Genomic DNA, 23,730 nt, shown 5'->3' with positions numbered 1-23,730 from the left:
TAAAAATGCGAAACAATTGTAACGTTGTTTCGCATTTTTGCTCCTGAAGCCTTTGGATATGTATGAAACTATGTATCAGTTGCTCATGAAAGTGATGAGCAATTTATTCAGCGCCAGCTGATCGTCCTTATGCATGACCTCTCTGGCTGAGTGCATGGCCAGCATGGGGACGCCTATGTCCATGGTGCGGATGGGGACAAGAGTGGAGGCGATAGAGCCCAGGGTGGAGCCACCACGAACATCACTGCGATTAACAAAGGACTGACAGGGGATTTCATGGGATTCACAGAGCCCGCGGATGATGGCAATGGCTTCTGCGTCTCCGGCATATGTTTGGGCGGCTGCCTGTTTCAATACTATGCCTCCACCCATGAGTGGCTGGTTGGATGGGTCGTGTTTTCCTGCATGGCTGGGATGCAAGGCGTGGGCCACGTCTACAGATAGCATGAAACCGGACGCTATATCTGCCCAAAGGTCTTCTCTTTTTTGTCCGAGAGAGGAGTAGATTCTTTCCAGTACCTGATTCAGCACCGTAGAGCCTGCTCCCTGTTTGGTGCCGCTGCCGATTTCCTCATTATCAAAGAGGGCAATGAGGCGCAGTCCGGACATTTCTTTCGGTTCTGCCGCCATAATGCCCTTGAGGCAAGCCAGAACAGAAGTGAGATTGTCCAGGCGTGGGGAAGAGATAAAAGACTTATATAACCCGCACAGGCAGCCTTCCTCAAAGGGATAGGCAGATAGTTCGTAGGCGAGAATATCCTCGGGATCCTCCTTTTCCAATTCTTCGCTTAGCCAATCTGTGAAGAAGCTTTCCGAAAACTCCTCGTTTTCCATAACAGCCAAGGGAAGCATATCTGTTTGGGGATTCAGCTTGCCCTCCTTGTTTACTTCCCTGTCCATGTGTATGGCCAAACTGGGGATGGTCAGCAGGGGGCGATCAAAGTTTACCAGCTGCGTGTCTGGCTTGAAGACATCCTCAGAGCGCAGGACAACTTTTCCAGCCAGTCCCAGAGGCCTGTCCAGCCAGGTGCGAAGTATAAGGCCACCGTATTTTTCTACATTAAGCAGTCCATGTTCTTCTTTATTGATACTGGCATGAGGTTTTATGCGGAAGCATGGGAAGTCTGTGTGGGCCGCTGCCAGGCGCAGGGGGCCGGGCTTTTCACCAAGGGCAAAGGCCAGCAGGCTGGAGTCGTAGACGGTTACGAAGTATCTGCCGCCTGGAGCAAGCTCCCACTTTGTGGTCATATCCAGCTGTACAAAGCCTGCATTCTGCAGCATTTTTCCTGCTGTTTCCACAGTGTGGAAGGGTGAGGGGGCATCTTTTATGAATTGCAGTAGTTCTTGTAATTCTTTTTCCAAGGTCAGTCACTCCTTATCGTTCTTGTCCCATACTGTCCAGCAGGCGTCTGATGGGCAACAGTTTCACAAGCAGCAGACAAATCAGGCATTCAGCGCCCATAAGTGAGCCGTTGACGGTGAGCGAATAGAGGACGGGGGACATGCCCTCCGGAGCGTAGGAGGCGAAGAAGACTATGCCGGAAATGAAGTGGCAGAGGAAACGCCCTGCAAAGCCCAGGAGAATGCCCAGGTAGAAATTGTGCCTGATAAGGCCTGCCAGCCCGATGGCCATGAAGGGCAGGGGATAGTCAAAGAGCACCTGCACGGGATGCAGGATGAAGGGGTCCTGCAGGAGATTCATGAAACCGTAGAGAAAGCCTGTCATGGCACCCACGGAAGGGCCGAAGCGCCAGGAGATGAGCATGATGGGCAGCATGGAGCCAAGGGTCAGGTTGCCCCCCTGGGGGAAATGGAATATTTGCAGTTGCTGCAGGATGATGGTGAGGGACAGCATAAGGGCAATGTAGACCATCATCTGGGTGGTGAGCCGGGTTTTGCGCAGGTAAATGCAGCTTCCCGTCAGGGCGAAAAGACAAGTTATGGCAAAGATGCTGGAGGGACTGGAGATGAGTTCTGCCAAATAAAACACTTCCTTAATTCAAGAGACGATGATTGCAACATGAGTATTTTAACATCATGGGCAGGAGAAAACAATGTATTATTGGCAGATAATAAGCCTTCCCCTCAAGGGGAAGGCAAGTAAGTTCTTGCCAAAAGTCAAAAAATCAAATATAATGGAGGGAACGATAGGTCAATTAGTCAATCAAGATACAGAGGGTGATACAATGAGCAATATTGCGGATTTAATTGAGGCCTATATCCTCCGGCAGCTGGCCACCAGGGAGGATGGCAAGGTGGAGCTCAGGCGCACGGATATCGCGGACGCCATTTCCTGCGCCCCTTCCCAGATCAGCTATGTGCTTTCCACCCGCTTTACCCAGGACAAGGGCTTCATGGTGGAATCACGCCGTGGTCTGGGGGGGTATATCCGCATTGTCCAGGTGCCCATGAAGAGCCTGGTTTACCAGCAGATGCTGGATGATATCGATGAGGATACGGATGAGAAGACCATGCAGGGCATGATACAATACCTCCATGACCACGATATGGTGTCTACGAGAGAAGGCGCGCTTTTGATGCAGGTGGTGGGGGAGGTCTTCCATTCTGCCACCATGAGCGACAAGGAAAGAGTGCGGCTGCTGAAGGTCATGCTGCTGACTTTGGAGAATTTCGGCTGATTTTAGGAAAGCGGTGAAATATATGTTATGCGATGATTGCGGCCGCCGGGAAGCGGCAGTCCATATAGTGCAGATAGGTCCCAAGGGGCGGGTGGAGAAGAACCTTTGCGAGAAATGCGCGGCAGGCTACGGGGAATTCATGCCGGAAAACCAGCCTAAGCGCAATATGTCTGTAGACGATTTCCTCAAGGGCATGTTCAGCCAGTCTGCCGGACAGGAGGAAAAGCAGAAGGGCAGGCAGGGGGAGCCTCTGGTGCTCACCTGTCCCAACTGCGGCATGAGCTATGCGGATTTCCAGCAGACGGGGAAAATAGGCTGCAGTGTCTGCTATGCTACCTTCCGTCCCCAGCTGGAACCCCTCCTGCGCCGCATTCACGGCACCAGCACCCACAGCGGCAAGATTCCCCGCCGCAGCGGCGGAACCCTGGAGCTGAAGCAGGAAATCAAGCGCCTCCGGGCCGAGCTCAAGGAAAAGGTTGCCCGGGAGGAATACGAGGAGGCAGCCAGGCTGCGTGATGAGGTGCGGGCGTTGGAGCAGAAGCTTTCCGCCAAGGAAGGAGGGGAGGCTCATGTCTAAGGACGAAATCATGAAAGAGCGCCACCTGAGCTGGCTTTCTGCCGGGGGGACAGATGGTGATGTAGTGCTCATGAGCAGGGTGCGGCTGGCCAGGAATCTGAAAAAGCTGCCCTTCCCCAATCGGGCTGACTTTTCCCAGCTGCTGGCGGTGCGCACGCAGGTGGAGCAGATCTTGCCCAGCCTGGCCAAGGGCCTGGGAACGGAATTTGCAGGGTTCAACATGGAGGAGCTTACCCCCTTGGAGCGCAGCGTGCTGATTGAGAAGCAGCTGGCTACCACGGCCCTGATGAAGAATCCCCAGCATCGCGAGGTGCTGCTGGCAGAGGCGGGACAGGTGAGCCTGATGGTCAACGAGGATGACCATCTGCGCATACAGTGCCTTGCCCCTGCCTTTGATCTTGATGCGCCCCTGAAGAAGGCTTTTGCCATTGATGATATCATCGAGTCCCAGCTGGATATAGCCTTTGACGAGAAGATGGGCTATCTTACGGCGGTGCCCACCAATCTGGGCACGGGCCTCAGGGCTTCGGTGGTGCTGCACCTGCCGGGGCTGGTCTTCACCAAGAATATCAGCAGCGTGGAGACCATTGCTCCCCAGCTGGGCCTGTCCATTCACAGCCTTTACGGCGAGGGGCAGGAGGCAGGGGGCTGCCTCTATGAGATCACCAACCAGCTTACCATGGGCTTCTCTGAGCAGGCGCTGGTGGAAAACCTCAAGAGCGCCGTCCGGGAAGTGGTGGCCCATGAGCGCAAGGCCCGCAAAGCCCTGGCTCTGTACATGAAGGACAGGCTGGAGGATGAGGTGTGGCGTGCCTACGGCACCCTGCGCTATGCCCGGCTGCTGACGGAGAAGGAGACGCTGGAGCTTCTTTCCTGGGTGCGGCTGGGAGTGAACCTGCGGCTGATGGAATGGGAGAATCCCGACAGCTTCGGAGATATCCTGCTGGTGAGCCGCACCCACTTCCTCCAGAATCTGGCGGAAAATGAAAATATGTCCAAGAACGAGATAGACAGGCTCCGGGCAGAGCAGGTGCGCAAGGCCCTGCTGGGCAAGGAGTAAGCCTTATTTCCCATAGAAAGGAGGCCCTGCATGGGCGATAGAGACCGAAGAGAATTTACAGAAACAGCTGTCCGGGCAGTGCGTTTCGGCCAGTATCTGGCCCACGAGCTGCGCCGGGATTACATAGGTACAGAGCATATCCTGCTGGGGCTCCTGCATGAACGGGGGAGCCTGGCGGCCAAAGCCCTCAGGAATCTGGGCATGGAGTATGAAAGCGCCCTCTCGGAGCTGCGGCGGCTGACGGCCAGCGAGCAGGAATACCCCTCTGACAATCCTTACTATACCCCCAGGGCCAAGCGGGTCATGGAGGGGGCGGTGGAGGAAGCCGACCGGCTGGGGGCCTCTGTGGTGGACACGGAGCATATCCTTATCAGCCTGCTGGAGGACGCCGGAGGGGCGGCGGTGGAGCTGATTGAGCACTTCGGTATAGAATTGAATGATGCTTTGAATGAAATCTTTTCTCTTTTGGAAGAAAAAGGCGATTATCAGGAAGAGCCAAACGCTTCGAACGAAAGCAGGGGAGGCACGCCCCTGCTGAAAAAATACGGCCGCAATTTAACCAGGCTGGCCAAAGAGCAGGCACTGGACCCGGTGGTGGGCAGGCAGAAGGAAATCACCCGCACGGTGCAGATCCTCTCCCGCCGCCGCAAGAACAATCCCGTGCTCCTGGGGGAGCCGGGGGTGGGCAAGACTGCCATTGCCGAGGGACTGGCCCAGCGCATAGTAGCAGGAGAGGTGCCCCATACGCTGCAGGACAAGGAAATCATTTCCCTGTCCATCGCCTCTCTGGTGGCAGGTGCCAAGTACCGGGGTGAGTTCGAGGAACGCCTGAAGGGAGTCATCGAGGAAATCAGGAAGTCAGGCAAGGTGATACTCTTCATAGACGAGCTCCACACTCTGGTGGGAGCCGGGGCGGCAGAGGGGGCTCTTGATGCGGCCAATATCCTGAAGCCTGCCCTGTCCCGCGGCGAGATACAGGTCATCGGCGCCACTACCCTGTCCGAGTACAAGAAGCATCTGGAAAAGGACGGGGCCCTCGCCCGCCGCTTCCAGACAGTGCTGGTGGAGGAACCTACCGTGGATGAGGCGGAGGCTATCCTGAAGGGGCTGCGGGGACATTATGAGAAATTCCACCGGGCAGTCATTCAGGATGATGCCCTGGAGGCAGCGGTGCGGCTGAGTTCCCGCTATATTTCGGGCCGCTTCCTGCCGGACAAGGCCATCGACGTGATGGACGAGGCGGCGGCCAAGGTGCGCATGGCAAATGTCTCTGCTCCCAAGTCCCTGCAGGAGATGGAGGAGAGCCTTAACCGGCTGGAAAAGGAGAAGGACGAAGCCATCAAGGACCAGGCCTTTGAGAAGGCCGCCAGCCTTCGGGATGAAATGCAGCGGAAGAAGGCGGAACTGCAGGAGGCACGCAAGGAGTGGAACCAGCAGAATGGCAGCTTCGTGACGGTGACAGAAAACGACGTGGCTGAGGTGGTCTCCCTCTGGACAGGCATTCCTGTGCAGCGCATGGCCAGCCGGGAAGCGGCAAGCCTTCTGGGGCTGGAAAAGAAGCTGTCTGCCAGAGTGGTGGGGCAGCAGGAGGCGGTGGAAGCCGTTTCCCGTGCGGTCAGAAGGGCCAGGGCCGGCCTCAAGGATCCCCGCCGCCCCATTGGTTCCTTCCTGTTCCTGGGGCCTACGGGGGTGGGCAAGACGGAACTTGCCAAGGCGCTGGCAGAAAGGCTCTTTGGCAGTGAAGAGGCCATTATCCGCTTTGATATGTCCGAGTATATGGAAAAGCATACTGTTTCCCGCATGGTGGGAGCCCCTCCGGGCTATGTGGGTTATCAGGAGGGAGGCCGCATGACAGATGCCGTGCGGCAGAAGCCCTATTCCATCATTCTTTTGGATGAGATAGAAAAGGCCCACCCTGATGTTTTCAATATCCTGCTGCAGGTGCTGGATGACGGCCGCCTTACTGACGGCCAGGGGCGCACGGTGGATTTCCGCCACACGGTGATCATCATGACCTCCAATGCCGGAGCCGGGTCCCTGAAGAAGGCTGCTCCTGCTATGGGCTTTGCCGTAGGGGCGGAGCGCAGCCTCAGTCAGCAGGAGCTGGAAAAGAAGCGGGTCATGGGCGAGGTGCGCCGCACCTTTAGGCCGGAGTTCCTGAACAGAGTGGACGAGCTGTTGGTCTTCCACCCACTGGGCAGGCCGGAGCTTTCCAGGATAGTGGATATCCTGCTGGCTGATGTGAAGAAGCGCCTTTTGGAGCAGGGCCTGCGGCTGGAGGTCACCCCCAGCGCCAAGCTGCGCCTGATAGAAAAGGGCACGGATGAAAAATATGGGGCGCGTCCCCTGCGCCGGGCCATCGAAAGGCTGCTGGAAAACGATCTGGCGGAGCTGCTGCTTGCCGGGGCTTTCAAGGCAGGAGATACTATCAGCGTCCGCAAGGGCAAGGCTGAGGACAAGCTGGATTTCGTGAAGAAAGAAAAGCCTGCAGGCAGGAGGCGTGAGGTCATAAGTCATGGACAATAAGCTGGCGCCTGAGACTACCAAGGGAAAAATACTGAACTTCTTCATGAATCTTTTTTGGTCCATTGTCTGGCTGGGACGCTGGACTATCCGGCTGATTAAGCGTATACTAAATCGATGAAGATATCAGAGCCGCTTCCTGGCTTCGATGGGGGCGGCTCTTATTATTGGAGGCTTGCTATGGCCAAGAAGAAGAAAACCGTATACGTCTGCCAGCAGTGCGGCTATGACTCTCCCAAGTGGCAGGGCAGGTGTCCTGGCTGCGGCGCCTGGAATACCATGGTGGAGGAAATCGCCCTGCCGGAAAAGGAAAGCGAAACGCGCACGGGGCTGTCTGATGCTGTGCCCCCCAAGCCCATAGGGGAGGTGGAGCTGGAGGATATGCCCCGCTTTTCCACCGGCTCCGGGGAGCTTGACCGGGTGCTGGGGGGCGGGGTTATCCCCGGTTCCATGGTGCTGCTGGTAGGGGATCCGGGGGTAGGCAAGTCCAGCCTGACCCTGCGGGTCTGCGCCGAGATTGCCCGCGCCGGGAGAAAGGTGCTCTACGTCACCGGCGAGGAGAGCACCCGCCAGGTGCGCATGAGGGCCGACAGGCTTGAGGCCATTGCGGATAACCTGCTGGTGGTGAGCGAGACCAACCTTTCCACCATTGAAACCCATGTCATGAATGCGGAGCCGGACCTCTTGGTCATTGACTCCATTCAGACGGTGTTCAAGCCTGAGATACAGAGCGCCCCGGGCAGCGTGTCCCAGGTGCGGGAATGCGCTGTAGACCTGCTGCGAATTTCAAAGAGCAGTGGTATAGCTTCATTCATAATTGGCCATGTTACGAAAGAAGGAAATCTGGCAGGCCCCCGGGTGCTGGAGCATATTGTGGACACGGTGCTCTTCTTCGAAGGTGAGCGCAATGCCGAGTACAGGGTGCTCAGGGCGGTGAAGAACCGCTTTGGCAGTACCAATGAACTGGGGCTGTTTGAAATGCGGGAAGTGGGGCTGGTGGATGTGCCGGATGCCTCCAAGCTCTTTCTTTCCGACCGGGAGCAGGACACGGGCACGGTGATCATTCCCACGGTGGAGGGAACCCGCCCTTTGCTGGTGGAAGTGCAGGCCCTGGTGGCACCCACTCCCTATGTACCGCCCAGGCGCACGGCGGATTCCGTGGATATCAAGCGGATCCAGCTCTTGCTGGCAGTGCTGGAGAAAAGGGTGCACCTGTCCATTGGTGCCTGCGATGTGTATGTGAAGGTGGCAGGCGGCATACGCATTGATGAGCCTGCAGCAGATCTGGGGCTCTGCGTCGCCATGGCCTCCAGCTTTGCCAACAGGCTCCTGCGGCCCCAGACCATCGTCTTTGGCGAGGTGGGCCTCTCCGGTGAGGTGCGGGCTGTGAGCCAGGCTGAGAGCAGGGTGAACGAAGCCAAGCGTCTGGGCTTCAAGACAGCGGTGCTGCCCATGAAGAATTACCGGCAGCTGGCCGGGGAGATAAAGGGCATAGAGCTTTACGGCGCTGAGACAGTAAGCCAGGCCTTGAAGCTGGCTATGCCAAGATGAATCAGAAAGGTGGCAATTACCCCGATGGGGTGCTTAAGAAAATTTGCAGCAATATGTCTGTGTTTTGTACTGGCTGTAGCGCAAGTGCCTGTGGCAGAAGCACAGGAAGACATAAAACTCAGCGCCGATGCCGCTATAGTTATGGAAGCCTCTACCGGCAGAGTCATCTGGGAGAAGAACGCCGATGAGCGCCGCTATCCTGCCAGCATGACCAAGATGATGACGGGGCTGCTGACTTTGGAAAACCTCAGCGCTGATACGGAGGTGCTGATTTCTGCCAATGCGGCGGCTACCGAGGATGTGCCCATGGGGCTCCTGCCCGGGGAAATGCTGTCTTCCGCGGAGCTCCTGAACGGCCTGCTGATGCTTTCGGATAATGGGGCGGCGGTGGCCCTGGCTGAGCAGATAGGCGGCTCCGTCTCTTCCTTTGCGGAGATGATGAATGCCAAGGCGGAGAAGCTGGGCATGGAGAACACCCACTTCGTGAATCCCAATGGCCTGACAAATGCTGAACACTATTCCACGGCCAGGGATATGGCAAAGCTGGCCCGTCACGTCATGCAGAATGAGAGATTCCGGGAAATCGTGGGCCAGCAGAAGGCACTGTTGCGCTGGAGCATTCCCAAAAACAAGATGCTGGCAGCAGAAAACACCAATGAGCTTCTGGGCAAGTACGAGGGCATGACGGGCATCAAGACCGGCTGGACCCAGGCGGCAGGGGGGTGCCTGGCTGCCTCTGCCAAACAGGGCGGGCTGGAGCTCATCGTCATTGTCATGCACGCCGAAACCCCCAAGGACAGATTCAAGGATGCGGAAAAGCTCCTGGACTACGGCTTTGAGCACACCCGCCTGGTGCGCGGGGTGAACAAGGAACGCTTCAGGGGGAGCGCCTGGGTCAAGGATGGCAGGGAAGCCAAAGTAGACCTCCATCTGGCAGAGGATATAAACTTTCCTCTGGTAGATGCTGAGGAAAAAAGCAATTACAAAGTGGTTTACGATGTAAAGAAAGTGCTGGCGGCTCCTGTGAAAAAAGGACAGAAAGCAGGCACGGCCAAGCTGCTTTACAAGGGGGAGCAGGTTGGTGAGGTGGATATCCTGGCGGATAAGAACGTAGGACAGGGCTCGGATATCCTCTCCTGGCTGGTAGGCGTGTTTGAGCCGGTATTTGACCGTCTATAAATATAAGAGAACTGACGCATGCTAGGCACGCGTCAGTTTTTTGTTTGTGGAGCTGGCATGACCCGGGAGATTTGTTTGTCGACAAAATCAGAACAATCGTGTTATGATAGTTATGTTGTAATAGTATAGGTACACTAAATCAAAGGAGGTATTATAATTTATGGACATACTGAACAGTGCAGTTGATAGTATCAACACTCTGCTCTGGTCTTACGTGCTGATTGTGGTGCTGGTGGGCTGCGGGCTCTATTTCACCCTTACCACTGGACTAGTGCAGCTGCGCATGTTGCCGGAGATGTTCCGGGTATTGTCAGAGGGCATAGGCAAGAGGCCTGCGGGGAAGACCATCAGCTCCTTCCAGGCTTTCTGCGTCAGCACAGCTTCCCGCGTGGGTGTGGGCAATATTGCCGGCGTGGCCATCGCCATTGTCACTGGCGGTCCCGGTGCTGTTTTCTGGATGTGGGTCATAGCTTTCATAGGTTGTGCCACGGGTTTTGTGGAGAGTACCCTGGCGCAGATCTACAAGCTGCCCCGGGAGGAGGGCAAGTTCCATGGCGGCCCTGCCTACTATATTCAGAATGGACTGGGCCAGAGAGGTGTGGCCAAGCTCTTTGCCATACTGATTTCCGTCACCTTCGGCCTTATCTACAACTCCGTGCAGGCTAATACCATCGCTCTGTCTGCTGTCACGGCTTTTGGCATTCCGCCTTATGCCACGGCTATCTTCCTGTGCGTGATGACTTCGCTGGTCATCTTTGGCGGCGTGAACCGCATAGCCAGGGTGGCCGGGGTTTTGGTGCCCATTATGGCAGGCTTCTACATCTTTATTGCTGTTCTTATAACCCTGCTGAATATCGACAAGGTGCCGGGCATGTTTGCCCTCATCTTCCATGATGCTTTCTCACCCCAGGCTGCTGTGGGGGGCGGATTGGGTTCGGTGGTGCTGACGGGTGTCAAGCGGGGGCTCTTCTCCAACGAGGCCGGTGAAGGTTCTGTGCCGAATGCCGCCGCTACAGCTGATGTCTCCCATCCTGTGAAGCAGGGCCTGGTACAGGCTCTGGGCGTTTACGTGGATACCTGGCTGGTGTGCTCAGCCACGGCTTTCATCGTGCTTCTCACTGGCCAGTATCAGGTGGGTGGTGAGCTGACGGGCATTGCCCTGGCTCAGGCCAGTCTGGCCAGTGCCTTCGGCAGCCTGGCTCCCAGTGTCGTTTCCCTGATGATTCTGATGTTTGCCTTCAGCTCCATTGTGGGTAACTACTACTACGGGGAAATCAACATTGCCTTCTTTGAAGGCAATGGCAAGGCCGGCCTGCAGGCCTTCCGGGTCTGTGTGGTGGCCATGGTGCTTTTCGGCTGCCTGGCCGAGCTGAATCTGGTATGGAACCTGGCGGACCTCTTCATGGGCCTGCTGTGCCTCACCAACCTCTATGCGGTCATACGCCTGGCCAAGTATGCCCGCATTGCGCTGGACAGCTATATCAGCCAGAGGGACCAGGGCATAGAGCCTGTCTTTGACCCGGCTATCCTGGGCAATGTGGAGGGCGTTCATGCCTGGGGAATCAAGAATCCCGTGGACCATAAGTAAAATAATGTAAATGAAATAGGGAGGCTGACAGTCATATGGACTGTCAGCCTCCCTATTTGTGTGGGTAGGTTTAGCGCTTGTAAGCGGTAACCTTCTGGTAGTGCTTCTGGAAGAATTCCTCTGCCACCTGGGGGAAGAGAGCGTAGGAAAGTACGTCTTCGTCGGTGGGGTTCAAGAAGCCCTTCTCCACCAGCTCGGCCTTGAATTCCTCAAAGGTCTCTGCCTTGGCATCTTCCACGGAGCAGTCATCAATGATGTCCACGGGAGCGATGCCGAGAGTCTTGGTGAGGAAGTCGCGGTCGATGGCCACAGGAGTGCGGCCGAACTTGCCACGGGCCAAATCCTTGAATTCCTTCGGTACCATCTTGTAGCGCTCGCCGCTCATGACGTTGAAGGTAGCCATGGTGCCCACGATCTGGGAAGACGGGGTGACAAGGGGCGGATAGCCGAGATCCTTGCGGACGCGGGGCATCTCATCCAGGAGATCCTGATACTTGTCTTCCATGCCGGCTTCTTTCAGCTGATTGGCCAGGTTGGAAAGCATGCCACCGGGAATCTGGAAGTCCAGCACGTTGGGGTTGATATCGAAATAGCCCTTGAGCTTGAATTCATCGATGATGCGCTTCTTCACGGAGAGGAAGTGCTGGGAAATGGGGGTCATGGCCTGACGGTCGAGGCCCGTGTCACGGTCAGTGCCTTCCAGAGCTGCCACCATGGTCTCGGTGCAGGGCTGGGAAGTGTCGCTGGAGAAGGGAGCCAAGGCGCAGTCGATGATGTCAACGCCTGCCTCCACGGCCTTCAGGTAAGTGGCATGACCGAAGCCGGAGGTGCAGTGGGTGTGGAGTTCCACGGGGATGGAGAGAGCTTCCTTCAGCTTCTTCACCAGATCCTCTGCCACATAGGGCTTCAGGAGGCCGGACATATCCTTGATGCAGACGGAATGGCAGCCCATCTCTTCCAGCTCTTTAGCCAGTTCCACGAATTTCTCATTGGTATGCACCGGGCTGATGGTGTATACCAGGCAGCCCTGGACATGGGGCTTCTCGGGGCAGGCGAGAGCAGCCTTGATGGCTACCTTCAGATTGCGCACATCGTTCAGGGCATCGAAGATGCGGAAGACGCCGATGCCGTGACGGGAAGCAGCCTGCACGAATTTTTCCACCACGTCATTGGAATAGTGGTTATAGCCGAGGAGGTTCTGGCCGCGGAGCAGCATCTGGATAGGAGTCTTCAGGTTGGCTTTCAGGGTATCCAGTCTCTCCCAGGGGTCTTCATCCAGGAAACGGAGGCAGGTATCAAAAGTTGCACCGCCCCATGCTTCCAGGGCGTTGTAGCCGATTTTGTCCAGGGCTTCCAGCTGGGGAAGCATGTCGCCGATGCGCATGCGGGTGGCAACCAGGGACTGATGGCCGTCACGGAGAACCGTTTCTGTGATCTTGACCGGATTCTTTGCCATAAATAACACTCTCCTCATACTATCATTCTATAAATGTGGCTTATAGATAAAACAGACGAAAATTGAAGAAAAAGATGCTTCTGCATGCGGGAGAACCCGCATAAAACCTACAGTTGTAGGGATTTTTCTTAAATTTACATCACAACTGTATTATAGGTACTAATTTGCTGATTGTCAACATGAATGTGATTCTTTTCCCATACCATAACTAAACAGAATTACAGCCAGACTATTGGTTTTTGTTATAACCCTTGTTATAATAGGAGTGTTGAATTTTTGTTTAGCCGTGTTGCTAAAGAGTTTACATTGGCAAAGTCATTTTATTATCTATGGGGAGAGATGTGTAAATGAAGCTGGTAGTTACCATTGTAGGCAAGGACAGGGTGGGCATTATCGCTATGGTGAGCCAGGTTTTGGCGGAAAACAACGTCAATATCCTCAATATCAACCAGAACATCATGGATGGCTATTTCAACATGGTCATGAGAGCCGAGATGGGCGAGGACGCCCGCATGAGCCTGGTGGACCTCCAGAAAGTGCTGAAGGAGAAGGGCCAGGAAATGGGGCTGGACATCAAGGCCCAGCATCAGGACATCTTCAACGTCATGCACAACGTCTGAGTTTCGTTCAACTGATTAGGAGGACCAAGACCATTGATCACTATAGATGATATCTTAGAAACAAACCGCATGATCACCGAGAACAAGCTGGATGTGCGCACCATCACCATGGGCATCTCCCTGAGGGACTGCGCTCATCCCAATCTCGAGAAATTCTGCCAGAATGTCTATGACAAGATCACCAAGTCTGCAGAGTTCCTGGTGAAGACCGGCGAGGACATCGAGGCAGAGTACGGCATCCCCATCATCCACAAGCGCATCTCTGTGACTCCCATTGCCATTGCGGCTGATGCCTGCAAGACAGACAGCTTCGTGCCTGTGGCCGAGGCTATGGACAGGGCTGGCAAGGCTGTGGGTGTCAACTTCATCGGCGGCTTCTCCGCTTTGGTGGAGAAGGGCTACACTCACGGTGACAGGGTGCTGATCGAGAGCATACCCCAGGCGCTGGCTTCCACGGATATAGTGTGTTCCTCTGTGAACCTGGGCTCCACCAAGGCGGGCATCAATATGGACTGCGTGCGGGAGATGGGCGAAGTGGTGAAGCGCACCGCCGAGCTCACCCGTGACACCCAGGCTTTGGGCTGCGCCAAGCTGGTGATTTTCTGCAACGCCCCCGGGGACAACCCCTTCATGGCAGGCGCCTTCCACGGCGTGTCCGAGGGTGACCGGGTCATCAACGTGGGTGTCAGCGGCCCCGGCGTGGTGAAGCATGCCCTGGAGGATCTCAAGGGGGCTGACTGCACGGAGATTGCAGAGACCATCAAGAAGACGGCCTTCAAGATCACCCGTGTGGGCCAGCTGGTGGCCCGCGAGGCTTCCAGGCGTCTGGGGGTGCCCTTTGGCATCATCGACCTTTCCCTGGCTCCCACGCCTGCCGTAGGGGACAGCGTGGCCCGCATCCTGGAGGAAATGGGCCTGGAGGCCTGCGGCGCTCCCGGCACCACGGCTGCTCTGGCCATGCTGAACGATGCAGTGAAGAAGGGCGGCCTCATGGCCAGCTCCCATGTGGGCGGTCTGTCCGGCGCCTTTATTCCCGTCAGCGAGGACGAGGGCATGATTGCTGCCGTCAAGCAGGGCAGTCTTTCTATTGAGAAGCTGGAGGCCATGACCTGCGTCTGCTCCGTGGGTCTGGATATGATTGCAGTGGAGGGTGATACTTCCGCAGCCACCATTTCCGGCATCATCGCCGATGAAGCTGCCATCGGCATGATCAACAACAAGACCACGGCTGTGCGCGTGATTCCCGTGCCCGGCAAGAAGGTGGGAGATGTGGTGGAGTTCGGCGGCCTCCTGGGCTACTGCCCCATCGTGCCCGTCAGGAACCAGTACAGTTCCTCAGCCTTCGTGGCCCGCGGCGGCCGCATTCCCGCGCCGGTGCGGAGCCTTACCAACTGATATGCGGGTGACCAAGGCAGTCAGGGAGCAGCAGATTGCCATTTTGGAGGAAATTTATCAAGGCGTGAAGCCTGCCCTGAAGTTCCGCAATCCCTTCGAGCTCCTGATTGCCGTCATCCTGTCTGCCCAATGCACAGATGTGCGGGTGAATGTGGTGACGGAAAGGCTTTTTGCCAAGGCGCCCACCCCTGAGGCAATCCTGGCCTTGGGACTGGGGACGCTGGAGCAGGAAATCAAGGACTGCGGGCTTTTCCGCAACAAGGCAAAAAACATCATGGCGGCCTGCCAGATGCTCTTGCAGGACTATGGTGGGCAGGTGCCCGAGGATTTCGAGGCCCTGCAGAAGCTGCCGGGGGTGGGCAGGAAGACGGCCAATGTGGTCATGAGCGTGGCCTTTGATTATCCAGCCATTGCGGTGGATACCCATGTCTTCCGGGTGGCCAACAGGCTGAAGCTGGCTGTTGGCACCACGCCTTTGGAAGTGGAAAAGGGCTTGCAGAAGGCTATTCCCAAAGAGAAGTGGTCTGCAGCCCACCACTGGCTGATCTGGCATGGCAGGAAACTATGCAAGGCCAGGAATCCCCTTTGCACTGACTGTCCCCTCCATGAGGTGTGCCCCAGTGCAGTGCCAGGAAAATAAACAGGGCCCTTTGACGGGCCGGGAAGTGATTGTATGGAATACAGGAAAGCTGTTTTTGGCGATATAGAAGCCATCTATGAACTGGTGAACAAGTATGCGGAAGAAGGGGTCATGCTGGCCCGCTCCCGCAATACTCTCTATGAGACCATCCGCGATATGGTGGTGGCCATCGATGAGAAAAATGGGGGGCGTCTGGCTGGTGTCGGCGGCCTGCACATCATCTGGGAGAAACTGGCAGAGGTGCGCACCATGGCGGTGGACCCTGACTACATCCGCCGGGGCATCGGCGGGGAGATTGTCCGCCGCCTGATGGCCGAAGGTGATGAGCTGGGCATTGAGCAGTATTTCACCCTCACCTATAAGCCCGGTTTTTTCCAGACGCTGGGCTTCAGGATCATCACCAAGGAGGAACTGCCCCACAAGGTGTGGAAAGAGTGCATAGACTGCCCCAAGTTCCCCAACTGCGATGAAATCGCCCTCATGAGGGAGGCAGGCACGAAAGCGCAATAACAAATCATATAGGAGCAGGAGGTAATTAGATGATTATCGTAATGAGCCCCAGTGCAACCAAGGAAGATATAGCCAAGGTGGAAAACAAGCTGAAGTCTGTGGGCCTGCAGGCCCATCTTTCCGTAGGCGCAGAGCGCACCATCGTAGGTGTTATCGGTGATAAGAAAATCATAGGCAACCTGGAGATGAATATGCTGCCCGGTGTGGAAAAGACTGTCCGCATCACTGAGAAGTACAAGCTGGTGAGCCGTGAGTTCCATCCGGAAAACTCCGTGGTGGATGTGGACGGCGTGAAGGTAGGTGGCGAGCAGCTGGTGGTCATGGCAGGTCCCTGCTCTGTGGAGAGCCTGGAGCAGCTGCGTGAGGCGGCTCAGGCCGTGAAGGCCGGCGGCGCCCAGTTCCTGCGCGGCGGCGCTTTCAAGCCCCGCACCAGCCCCTATGACTTCCAGGGCCTGGCTGAGGACGGCCTGAAGCTCCTGCGTCAGGTGGCTGACGAGAACGGCCTCAAAGTTGTCACGGAAATCGTGGACAAGGACGATATCGAGCTGGTGGGGCAGTATGCCGACCTCTATCAGGTGGGGGCCCGCAATATGCAGAACTTCCAGCTGCTGAAGGCTCTGGGCAGGGCCAAGAAGCCTGTGATGCTGAAGCGCGGCCTTTCCGCCACCATCAGCGAGTGGCTGAATGCCGCCGAGTACATCGCCGCAGGCGGAAATGAGAACATCATCCTCTGCGAGCGCGGTATCCGCACCTATGAGACTTACACCCGCAATACTCTTGATCTCAGCGCCGTGGCGGCAGTGAAGGAACTTTCTCACCTGCCCATTATCGTTGATCCCAGCCATGGCACGGGCCGCTGGCAGATGGTGCAGCCCATGGCCAGGGCCGCTGTGGCTGCCGGGGCAGACGGACTCATCATCGAAGTGCATCCCCATCCGGAGATTGCCCTGTCCGATGGTGACCAGAGCCTCACGCCCAAGAAGTTCAATGTCCTCATGTCCGATTTGGAGAGGATCGCTGCTGTCATGGGGAGAACTGTATGAAGCCGGCAGGGGAGCCTGTACGCCTGGCCATTATTGGCGTGGGCCTCATTGGCGGCTCCCTGGGCCTCTGCCTGAAAAAGGCAATGGGAGAGGGCATTTATATCACAGGCCTTTGCCGCACCCAGGCCTCTATGGTAAAGGCAGTGGAACTGGGGGCCGTGGATTTTGCAGACGGCGATATAGAAAAGGTAGTCTCAGAAGCTGATATTGTCTTTCTGAGCCCTCCGGTGCTGCAGATCGTGCCCATGGTGAAAAAGCTCCTGCCCTATCTGAAGCCTGGCACCATCATCACTGATGCCGGCAGTACCAAGCAGTATATCTGGCAGCAGCTGCAGGGTATTTTGCCAGAGAATATCTACTACATTGCAGGCCATCCCATGACGGGGCGGGAAAAAAGCGGTGTCACCGCTGCCAAGGCCGACCTCTTCCGCGGCAAGGCTTATGTGATTGTGGAGGATACGGGGGCGCCAGAGGAAGCCCATGAAAAGCTCATGGCAGTGCTCAGGCACACGGGGGCAAATTTCACCACCCTTGACATCAGAAAGCATGACCGCTGCGCCTCCGTCATCAGCCATGTGCCCCATGTGACGGCAGCAGCCCTGGTGACACTTTTGAACCGCAGCGGGGACGACTTGGAGTCCTGCATCAAGCTCATCGGCGGCGGCTTCACGGATACTACCCGCATAGCCTCCTCCAATGCGGACATGTGGGCAGACATCTGCATGACCAATGGGGAGGCCATCAACCGCCATCTGAAGGAACTGCAGTCAATTTTAGGCGAGGTCATCACAGCGATAGACAGCCATGACCGCACAGCCATTCACGATTATTTCGCCGCCTCCAAGGCAAGGCGCGACAGCCTGCTGGAGCAGGCCGTGGAGAAGCGGATAGACCCAAACTGATAAAAAATATCCATGGATATGGGAGTCTGTCTGCCAAGGCAGTCAGGCTCTTTTTTTGCCTTGAGGGCCTTGAGGGTGTTAGTTAGTGAATTTTCGCTTAATTTTGTAGTAAACGTCTTTGGAAATGCCAACAAAAGCCTTCCCCAGAGGGGAAGGCTGATTGTCAACCATTATGACGTTTACGATATCTTGGCGGTGAGCAGTGAACGAAACGGGAGGTTTGCCAATGAAAAGATATCTGGATCGCCTTCACGAGATCATGGAGAAATATCCAGACAGGCCGGCCTTGGTCGAGGCGGAAAAAAGCCTGACTTATCGTGGGGTGGAAATTGAGACGGGGAAAATTTTCAATTACTTGAAGAAGCAGGGGGTGAAGCGGGAAGACCACATCCTGGTCTGCCCCAAACGGGGCATAGGGAGCGTCTCCTGCATTCTAGGCGTATTGAAGGCCGGAGCAGCGTTCATTCCCCTGGAGGAGGATTACCCGCAGGAGCGGGTTGACTACATAAAAAAAGACGCTTCCTGCACCATTGTCCTGGATGAAGCCCTGTATCGGAAGATACTGGCAACAGAGGAATACAGGGAGGGGCATGAGGAGGCAGAGCTTCATGACAAAGCCTATATCATCTATACCTCAGGTTCCACTGGAAATCCGAAAGGCTCCATCCATGAATATGGCAATATAGAACAGCAGGCTTCCCTCATAGAGGATAGAACGGACTGGCGGGAGTTCAGGCAGGGGATCATCTCTCCCTTTTATTTCATGGCGACTTGCCAGTTTGTGATGCACTATACCCTGCAGGCTTTTACCATGTACATCCTGCCAGGGGATATCGTAAGGAATATTGCCAGCTTTTCCCGGTATATGCATGAAAATCGGATACAGGGAATCTTTCTGTCACCTTCTTATGTACGGCTGTACAAGGAACCGAGTCCCTATCTGGAAGAAATCCTCACGGCAGGGGAGCCGGCAAATGGGCTTTATTATCCCGGAGGAAAGCCGGCCATCCGCAATCTATACGGGATGACGGAAGCAGGCTTCACGATACTGGAGACTTTTCTGGACAAGGCCTATGAAATAGCGCCCATGGGGAAGCCTGTACTGGCAGAAATTGACCTGCATCTGGAGGATGAGCAGGGAAACAGAGTGGAGGGAGCCGGGACTGGCGAGATTTGTTTTAAAAATGAATACGTCAGGGGCTATCTGAATCTGCCGGAGAAAACAAAGGCGGCTTTTGTGGACGGGGTCTTCCATACGGGAGATCTCGGCAGAAGAGATGAGAACGGCATGTATTATATCGTGGGCCGCAAGGACGATATGTTCAAAATCAACGGCAACCGCGTGGAGCCGGTGGAAATCGAGAGTGCAGTAAAAAAAATTACGGGGCTGGAGACTGTGGTAGCCAAAGGGTTTGAGTTGGAGGGGCGTTCCTTTATCTGCCTGTATTATCTGCGGGGAGAGGCGGCAGAGCGGAACCTGCTGGCAGGGAAGGAATTGAAGGTGGACCTGGGGGCGCTGGCGGATATGTTGCCCCGCTATATGCTTCCCACCTATTACATTCCGCTGGAGGAAATGCCGCTGAGTGACAGGGGAAAGATCCTTCGCCGCCTTCTTCCTGCGCCGGAGCTGAAAGATATGGCAGGCGAGTACGTGGCTCCCGCAAATGAAGCAGAGCGGGCCATCTGTGAGATGATGGCAGAGATCCTGGACCTGGAAAAATTCAGCGCAGCGAGCGATTTTTTCCGGCTGGGGGGAGATTCCCTGCGTTCCATCCGCCTGATTGCTCTGGCAGGCAGCCGTGGCTTTTCTTTCACGGCAGGAGAGTTGTACGATGCGAGGACACCGAGGCGGCTGGCTGCAATCTGCGCCAATCGTCAGATGCCGGGGGATGCTGCCTGGCAGTTGCAGGAACTCCAGGCCAGGCAGGAACTGAGGGAACTCCTGTCCATGCAGAAAATATGGGTGGAACTGACTTTGGCACATGCCGAGCAAAATATGGGCTGGATTGTTCGCTTCTACAAGATGAAGCCTTCCGTTGACCCGGAAAGACTCAGGGAGGCCCTTGACAAGGTGCTGCGGCACTATCCCATCTTTTCCACCCGTTTGGCAAGAGGGGAAGATGGAGTTATCAGGCAGGTGTATGATGAAAGCCTGCCGGTGCCCACAGAAATCCGGGAGGTAACGGAGGCGGAGATAGACAGGCTGCAGCAGGCGCCCCTGGAAAAAATGGATATTTTTGCCCAGGGCGGCTACCGGGGAAAAATCCTGCGTACGAAGGAAACTTCTTATTTGTTCCTGCAGCTTCATCATGCTTTTCTTGATGGCACAGGGATGGCCCTTTTGCGCGACAATCTGTTTGAATGCTATGAAAATCCATCTTTTGAGCCTGCGCCTGACTATTATTATTATCTTCTCAGGCAAATGGAACTGGCTGCGGCAAGTGAGGTTTATCGGGAAGCAGGAAGATATTATGAGGAACTTTACCGGCAAAAACTGCAGCTGGCTGCGTCGGAGTGCAAAATGCATCCCGATTGGGAGGGAAGGTATCAAAAGGCGGTTTTATACAGAAAGACCAATGCCTTTCCCAGGAAGCTGGACAGAACCAATGCCTTCTACACGACGGCGGCAGCCTTGGCTATGGCTAAAAGCAATGGAACCAATCATTCTTTGGTGTATGTGACCAGCAATGGCCGGGATGAATCCTTAAAAATGAATTCTGCGGGAGGCTTTGCCTTTAATGTGCCCGTTGGCCTGGCTATAGGGGAAGGGAACACCCCGGAAGAGCTCTTGGCCCAGACGAAGGCACAGATGGAGTTTGGCGTCGCTCACGCTCCTTACAGTTATTTCCCCCTGGATGTGCCATCTATGAGTGAAAGTGTGTTGTTCCTCTATCAAAAGGATATGTTCGGCCTTGGAAAAATGGGCAAATATATTGAGCAGCAACTGCCGTATATCCCTGAGTTTGAGCAGCCGTGGCATTTTTTTGTGGTTTCTGTGGTGGATCAGGCGGAGGATGACAGGCTGCATCTCAGTGTCATTTACTCCCCTCATCATTTTTCTGCTGATAAAGTAGAGATGTTTGTGGAGAATTATCTTGAGGCTGTTGATTATCTCAGCGATGGGAAGTGAGCGAATACTTTATGAGGAGAGTGTCTATGAAAAGATATCTGGCGCGGCTTCGCGATATCACTGCAGAATATCCGGACAGGACAGCACTGGTGGATGCGGATTGATGAAAAGCACTCCTGAATCTTTGTGAGCCGGGGGACGAAAAAGCGCCTCTCTGTGATTTTTGCATCACAGAGAGGCGCTTTAATGCCATATCAGATGTTCCAGTAAATCATCTTTTCCATCATATCCGGCTGGCTGTCGTCTGCTTCTGCATCCGGGAGCCATTCTTCTGAAAAGAGAGGGCGTCCGTCAATGATTTTCTTGACTATCTTGGACATTTCGGAGATATCATTGCCCTTCTGGCCGGAGTTGATGAAGTTGCCCAGGGCGGTGCCTACCTTTAACATATCCTTTTCCTTCAGGGAGCGGGTGGTGGGGTCAAGGCTGGAGAGGCGCAGCACAGAGAAGCTGAGGTCACTGGAGGTGAGGAGCTGCTCGGGCTTCACCATAAGGCCCGCTGCAACCAGATTATCCGTGAGCTTGCTGCCGTCGATGCCCTCCCTGAGCTGGGCCAATACCAGATGGTTGGCGGTGGGTCCGCAGAGGGTGTTCACGCCTGCTTCCCTGAGGCCCATTTCCAAAGCCTGGGCGTTCTTGATAGTCTGCTGGCAGTAGGCGATGAATTCGTCAGTGGCAGCTTCCTTGAAGGTGATGGCCAAAGCTGCCAGCACGTTTTTCTTCAAAGACACATGGCCCGTGTCGATGACCGCCTGATCAAGCCAGGGAGCCAGCTTTTCCGTGGTGAGGATGATGCCGTTCTGGGGGCCGTGGAGGGCGTCGCTGGCACCGAAGGTCACCACATCTGCATAGGGGACCGGGGAGGGCACGAAGCCTGTGGCCACCAAGCCTGCATTCTGCCCGATGTCCACCCAGAGATAGGCGCCTGCCTCATCGGCGATCTGGCGGAACTTTTCGTAGTCTGTATTCTGGGGGTAGTTCACCGGGGAGTAGATGATGATGCGGGGACGGTGGTTCAGGGCCAGCTCCCGTACCTTGTCAAAATCTATGGTGAGGGTGTCCGGCTCCAGGCTGAATTTCACGAAGTTATAGGTCATCCAGTCGCCGGTGCAGTGCTCCTGCTTGCGCAGATTGAAAGAGAGGATGGTGCTGTCCGGCTGGGCCAGGGCGTAGAAAACTACACGGGATGCCGCCACGGGGTTGCCCGTGCGGACGATGGCGTGGCCGCTGTGGAAGAGTTCCTTCACCCGGCGGCAGGCCATCTGCTCCAGGCGGCTGCGGCGCTCAATGGCGTGATGGTCCATGAAGTCATTGCCCAGCACGCTGCCCTTCAGATAGGCTGAGAAGGGAGAGACCGCATTGGCGGTAGGTATCAGGGACAGGGTGGAGCACTGCCTGTCCAGAGCGGAGAGCAAGAGGTCAGAAAGCTCCGGGTCGAAGGCCTCCATACGGCGGAGCAGAGTCTCATTATCCATAGGATCAGATCCTTTCTGGGAAATATTTGCTCATACATATATCTATTGTATTGCCATGCCTTATCAGACGATGCCCGTCAGCATGTAGAAGGCGATGCACAGGAAGGGCACGGTAAACTTCATGAAGAGCAGCACCACGATGTCGAAGTAGGACTGCTTGTGGGTGAGACCGCAGATAGCCAGCAGGGTCACCAGCGCGCCGCAGTGGGGCACCGGGTCGATGCCCACGGAAGCGATGGCCACGATGCGGTGCATGACCTCCAGGGGAATGCCCTGGGCGATGGCTGCCTGTGCCCACTGCTCGCCAAAGGCTGAGAGGGCGATGGTGAGACCGCCGGAAGCAGAGCCGGTGATGCCGCACATGATGTTGGTGGCAAGGACTGCGGAAAGCAGCGGGCCGCTGGAGGCGGAAAGCCCCAGGAGGGCATCCTTGATGGGGCTGAAGCCCGGCATGGCCACCAGCACGCAGCCAAAGGCAAAGCCGGAGGCCACGTTCAGGGCCGCAGTGCCAGAGGACAAAGCGGCGAAGTTGATGGGATTCAAAAAGCCGTCAGTGGCTTTGAGCCTTTTCCTGCCAATCCAGCCAGCGGCGACGCTGCTGACAATCAGGGCGATGGAAATGGACCAGATGGCAGATACCTTGCCGATATGGGAGGCAATGAGAGTGAGCTTCATGCCGGAGAGGGACTCCAGCATATCCTCAGCCCAGTGGAAACCCCAGTCCCAGGCGAAGGGATTGGAGAGAATCACGTTGATGATGACTACCAGCAGGAGGGGCACCATGGCCAGCTGCCAGCTGACAGTTGCCTTGCCCTGGCCGCTCTGACGGTCGGCGTGGGCACCGTAGCCTTCGCCTTCGTTTTTGAGCTTCTTCATGCGGTAGGTGAGCCAGCCCCAGCCCATGACCATGAAGATGATGGTGGCGAAGAGGCCGATGCCGATGCCTGACCAGGAAGAAGTCTCGAAGTAGGCAGCGGGGATGATGTTCTGAATCTGGGGGGTGCCCGGCATGGCAACCATGGCAAAGGAAAAGATGCCTATCCACAGAGTGGCGGGCAGGAGCCTTTTGGGAATGTCAGCCTGACGGAAGATCACGGCCCCGAAGGGGTACATGACGAAGGCTACCACGAAGACGGACAGGCCGCCGTAGGTCAGGGCGCCGCAGCCCAGGATAACAGCCAGGATGGCCCGCTCCTCTCCCAGGGTGCTGACAATCTTGGCCGCCACGGCAGAGGCCAGACCGCCTTTCTCCATGAGTTTGGCGAAGACGGCGCCGAAAAGGAAGATGGGATAATAGGTCTTTACATATTCGGCCAGTTTGGTCATGTAAAGCTCACTGAAAATGGGCAGGCCATAGTGCTGGCTGCCCAGGGCGGCCACAACCGCAAAGAAGGGTGCGACCAGGATGATGGAGCAGCCGCGGTAAGCGCAGAGCATAAGCC

At 56.0% G+C, this 23,730-nt stretch carries 20 protein-coding genes; 15 read left to right on the top strand and 5 right to left on the bottom strand.

The window, feature by feature from the left end:
* Window positions 1–75: 75 nt before the first annotated feature.
* Both P159_RS0114275 and thiT read right to left on the bottom strand, forming a co-directional pair.
* Window positions 76–1,362 (bottom strand): M18 family aminopeptidase, encoded by a 1,287-nt coding sequence (locus P159_RS0114275; protein WP_029545074.1) that lies wholly within the window; start codon window positions 1,360–1,362, stop codon window positions 76–78.
* 13 nt (window positions 1,363–1,375) lie between these two features.
* Window positions 1,376–1,981, bottom strand: a complete 606-nt coding sequence (gene thiT / locus P159_RS0114270) for an energy-coupled thiamine transporter ThiT (RefSeq protein ID WP_318253593.1) — start codon at window positions 1,979–1,981, stop codon at window positions 1,376–1,378.
* Window positions 1,982–2,186: 205 nt separating this feature from the next.
* Here thiT and P159_RS0114265 point away from each other — a divergent pair, with 205 nt between their 5' ends.
* From P159_RS0114265 to P159_RS0114230, 8 genes are all read left to right on the top strand, one after another.
* The gene (locus P159_RS0114265) at window positions 2,187–2,639 is read left to right on the top strand and encodes a CtsR family transcriptional regulator (protein WP_029545072.1); all 453 of its coding nucleotides are present in this window, start codon (window positions 2,187–2,189) and stop codon (window positions 2,637–2,639) included.
* A gap of 22 nt (window positions 2,640–2,661) precedes the next feature.
* The gene (locus P159_RS0114260) at window positions 2,662–3,216 is read left to right on the top strand and encodes a UvrB/UvrC motif-containing protein (protein ID WP_029545071.1); all 555 of its coding nucleotides are present in this window, start codon (window positions 2,662–2,664) and stop codon (window positions 3,214–3,216) included.
* Window positions 3,209–4,276 (top strand): ATP--guanido phosphotransferase, encoded by a 1,068-nt coding sequence (locus P159_RS0114255; RefSeq protein WP_029545070.1) that lies wholly within the window; start codon window positions 3,209–3,211, stop codon window positions 4,274–4,276. Before P159_RS0114260 ends, P159_RS0114255 begins: the two co-directional genes overlap by 8 nt.
* 30 nt (window positions 4,277–4,306) lie before the next feature.
* Window positions 4,307–6,802: an ATP-dependent Clp protease ATP-binding subunit gene (locus P159_RS0114250; RefSeq protein ID WP_029545067.1), complete on the top strand. Its 2,496-nt coding sequence runs from the start codon at window positions 4,307–4,309 to the stop codon at window positions 6,800–6,802.
* Window positions 6,792–6,920, top strand: a complete 129-nt coding sequence (locus P159_RS21285; RefSeq protein ID WP_318253592.1) for a hypothetical protein — start codon at window positions 6,792–6,794, stop codon at window positions 6,918–6,920. The genes P159_RS0114250 and P159_RS21285 overlap by 11 nt, the downstream gene beginning before the upstream one ends.
* Before the next feature lie 59 nt (window positions 6,921–6,979).
* The gene (radA, locus tag P159_RS0114240) at window positions 6,980–8,350 is read left to right on the top strand and encodes a DNA repair protein RadA (RefSeq protein WP_029545065.1); all 1,371 of its coding nucleotides are present in this window, start codon (window positions 6,980–6,982) and stop codon (window positions 8,348–8,350) included.
* A gap of 90 nt (window positions 8,351–8,440) precedes the next feature.
* Entirely contained in the window at window positions 8,441–9,529 is a 1,089-nt protein-coding gene (locus P159_RS0114235; protein WP_185753756.1) for a D-alanyl-D-alanine carboxypeptidase family protein, read from the top strand.
* 160 nt (window positions 9,530–9,689) lie between these two features.
* On the top strand, window positions 9,690–11,117 hold the full coding sequence (locus P159_RS0114230) for a sodium:alanine symporter family protein (RefSeq protein ID WP_029545062.1): 1,428 nt from the start codon (window positions 9,690–9,692) through the stop codon (window positions 11,115–11,117).
* Between the two features lie 70 nt (window positions 11,118–11,187).
* Here P159_RS0114230 and P159_RS0114225 read toward each other — a convergent pair whose 3' ends face one another.
* The gene (locus tag P159_RS0114225; protein WP_029545060.1) at window positions 11,188–12,573 is read right to left on the bottom strand and encodes a pyruvate carboxylase subunit B; all 1,386 of its coding nucleotides are present in this window, start codon (window positions 12,571–12,573) and stop codon (window positions 11,188–11,190) included.
* 347 nt (window positions 12,574–12,920) lie between these two features.
* On the opposite strand from P159_RS0114225, the gene P159_RS0114220 reads away from it, so the two are divergent.
* The 7 genes from P159_RS0114220 (at window position 12,921) to P159_RS0114190 (ending at window position 20,813) form a co-directional block, all read left to right on the top strand.
* Window positions 12,921–13,193, top strand: a complete 273-nt coding sequence (locus tag P159_RS0114220) for an ACT domain-containing protein (RefSeq protein ID WP_029545058.1) — start codon at window positions 12,921–12,923, stop codon at window positions 13,191–13,193.
* Window positions 13,194–13,226: 33 nt separating this feature from the next.
* Complete coding sequence (locus P159_RS0114215) at window positions 13,227–14,588, top strand: PFL family protein (protein WP_029545056.1); 1,362 nt, start codon at window positions 13,227–13,229, stop codon at window positions 14,586–14,588.
* Window position 14,589: 1 nt separating this feature from the next.
* Window positions 14,590–15,228: an endonuclease III gene (gene nth, locus P159_RS0114210; protein ID WP_029545054.1), complete on the top strand. Its 639-nt coding sequence runs from the start codon at window positions 14,590–14,592 to the stop codon at window positions 15,226–15,228.
* A gap of 33 nt (window positions 15,229–15,261) precedes the next feature.
* On the top strand, window positions 15,262–15,738 hold the full coding sequence (locus tag P159_RS0114205; protein WP_029545052.1) for an N-acetyltransferase: 477 nt from the start codon (window positions 15,262–15,264) through the stop codon (window positions 15,736–15,738).
* A 29-nt stretch (window positions 15,739–15,767) separates the two neighbouring features.
* On the top strand, window positions 15,768–16,781 hold the full coding sequence (gene aroF / locus P159_RS0114200) for a 3-deoxy-7-phosphoheptulonate synthase (protein ID WP_029545050.1): 1,014 nt from the start codon (window positions 15,768–15,770) through the stop codon (window positions 16,779–16,781).
* Window positions 16,778–17,683, top strand: a complete 906-nt coding sequence (locus P159_RS0114195; RefSeq protein WP_029545048.1) for a prephenate dehydrogenase/arogenate dehydrogenase family protein — start codon at window positions 16,778–16,780, stop codon at window positions 17,681–17,683. The genes aroF and P159_RS0114195 overlap by 4 nt, the downstream gene beginning before the upstream one ends.
* 226 nt (window positions 17,684–17,909) lie before the next feature.
* Window positions 17,910–20,813, top strand: a complete 2,904-nt coding sequence (locus P159_RS0114190; RefSeq protein ID WP_029545046.1) for an AMP-binding protein — start codon at window positions 17,910–17,912, stop codon at window positions 20,811–20,813.
* Window positions 20,814–21,007: 194 nt separating this feature from the next.
* Here the strand turns inward: P159_RS0114190 and P159_RS0114185 are convergent, their stop codons facing one another.
* Together P159_RS0114185 and P159_RS0114180 are read right to left on the bottom strand one after the other, a co-directional pair.
* Window positions 21,008–22,288, bottom strand: coding sequence for a hypothetical protein (locus tag P159_RS0114185; RefSeq protein WP_051650386.1), 1,281 nt, complete (start codon window positions 22,286–22,288; stop codon window positions 21,008–21,010).
* 63 nt (window positions 22,289–22,351) lie between these two features.
* On the bottom strand, window positions 22,352–23,725 hold the full coding sequence (locus P159_RS0114180) for a GntP family permease (RefSeq protein ID WP_185753797.1): 1,374 nt from the start codon (window positions 23,723–23,725) through the stop codon (window positions 22,352–22,354).
* Window positions 23,726–23,730: the final 5 nt, after the last annotated feature.

The organism is Selenomonas sp. AB3002, assembly GCF_000702545.1.
GTDB lineage: Bacteria > Bacillota > Negativicutes > Selenomonadales > Selenomonadaceae > Selenomonas_B > Selenomonas_B ruminantium_A.
The sequence above is the reverse complement of the archived record's forward strand: the minus strand, read 5'-3'. Positions and strand labels throughout refer to the sequence as shown.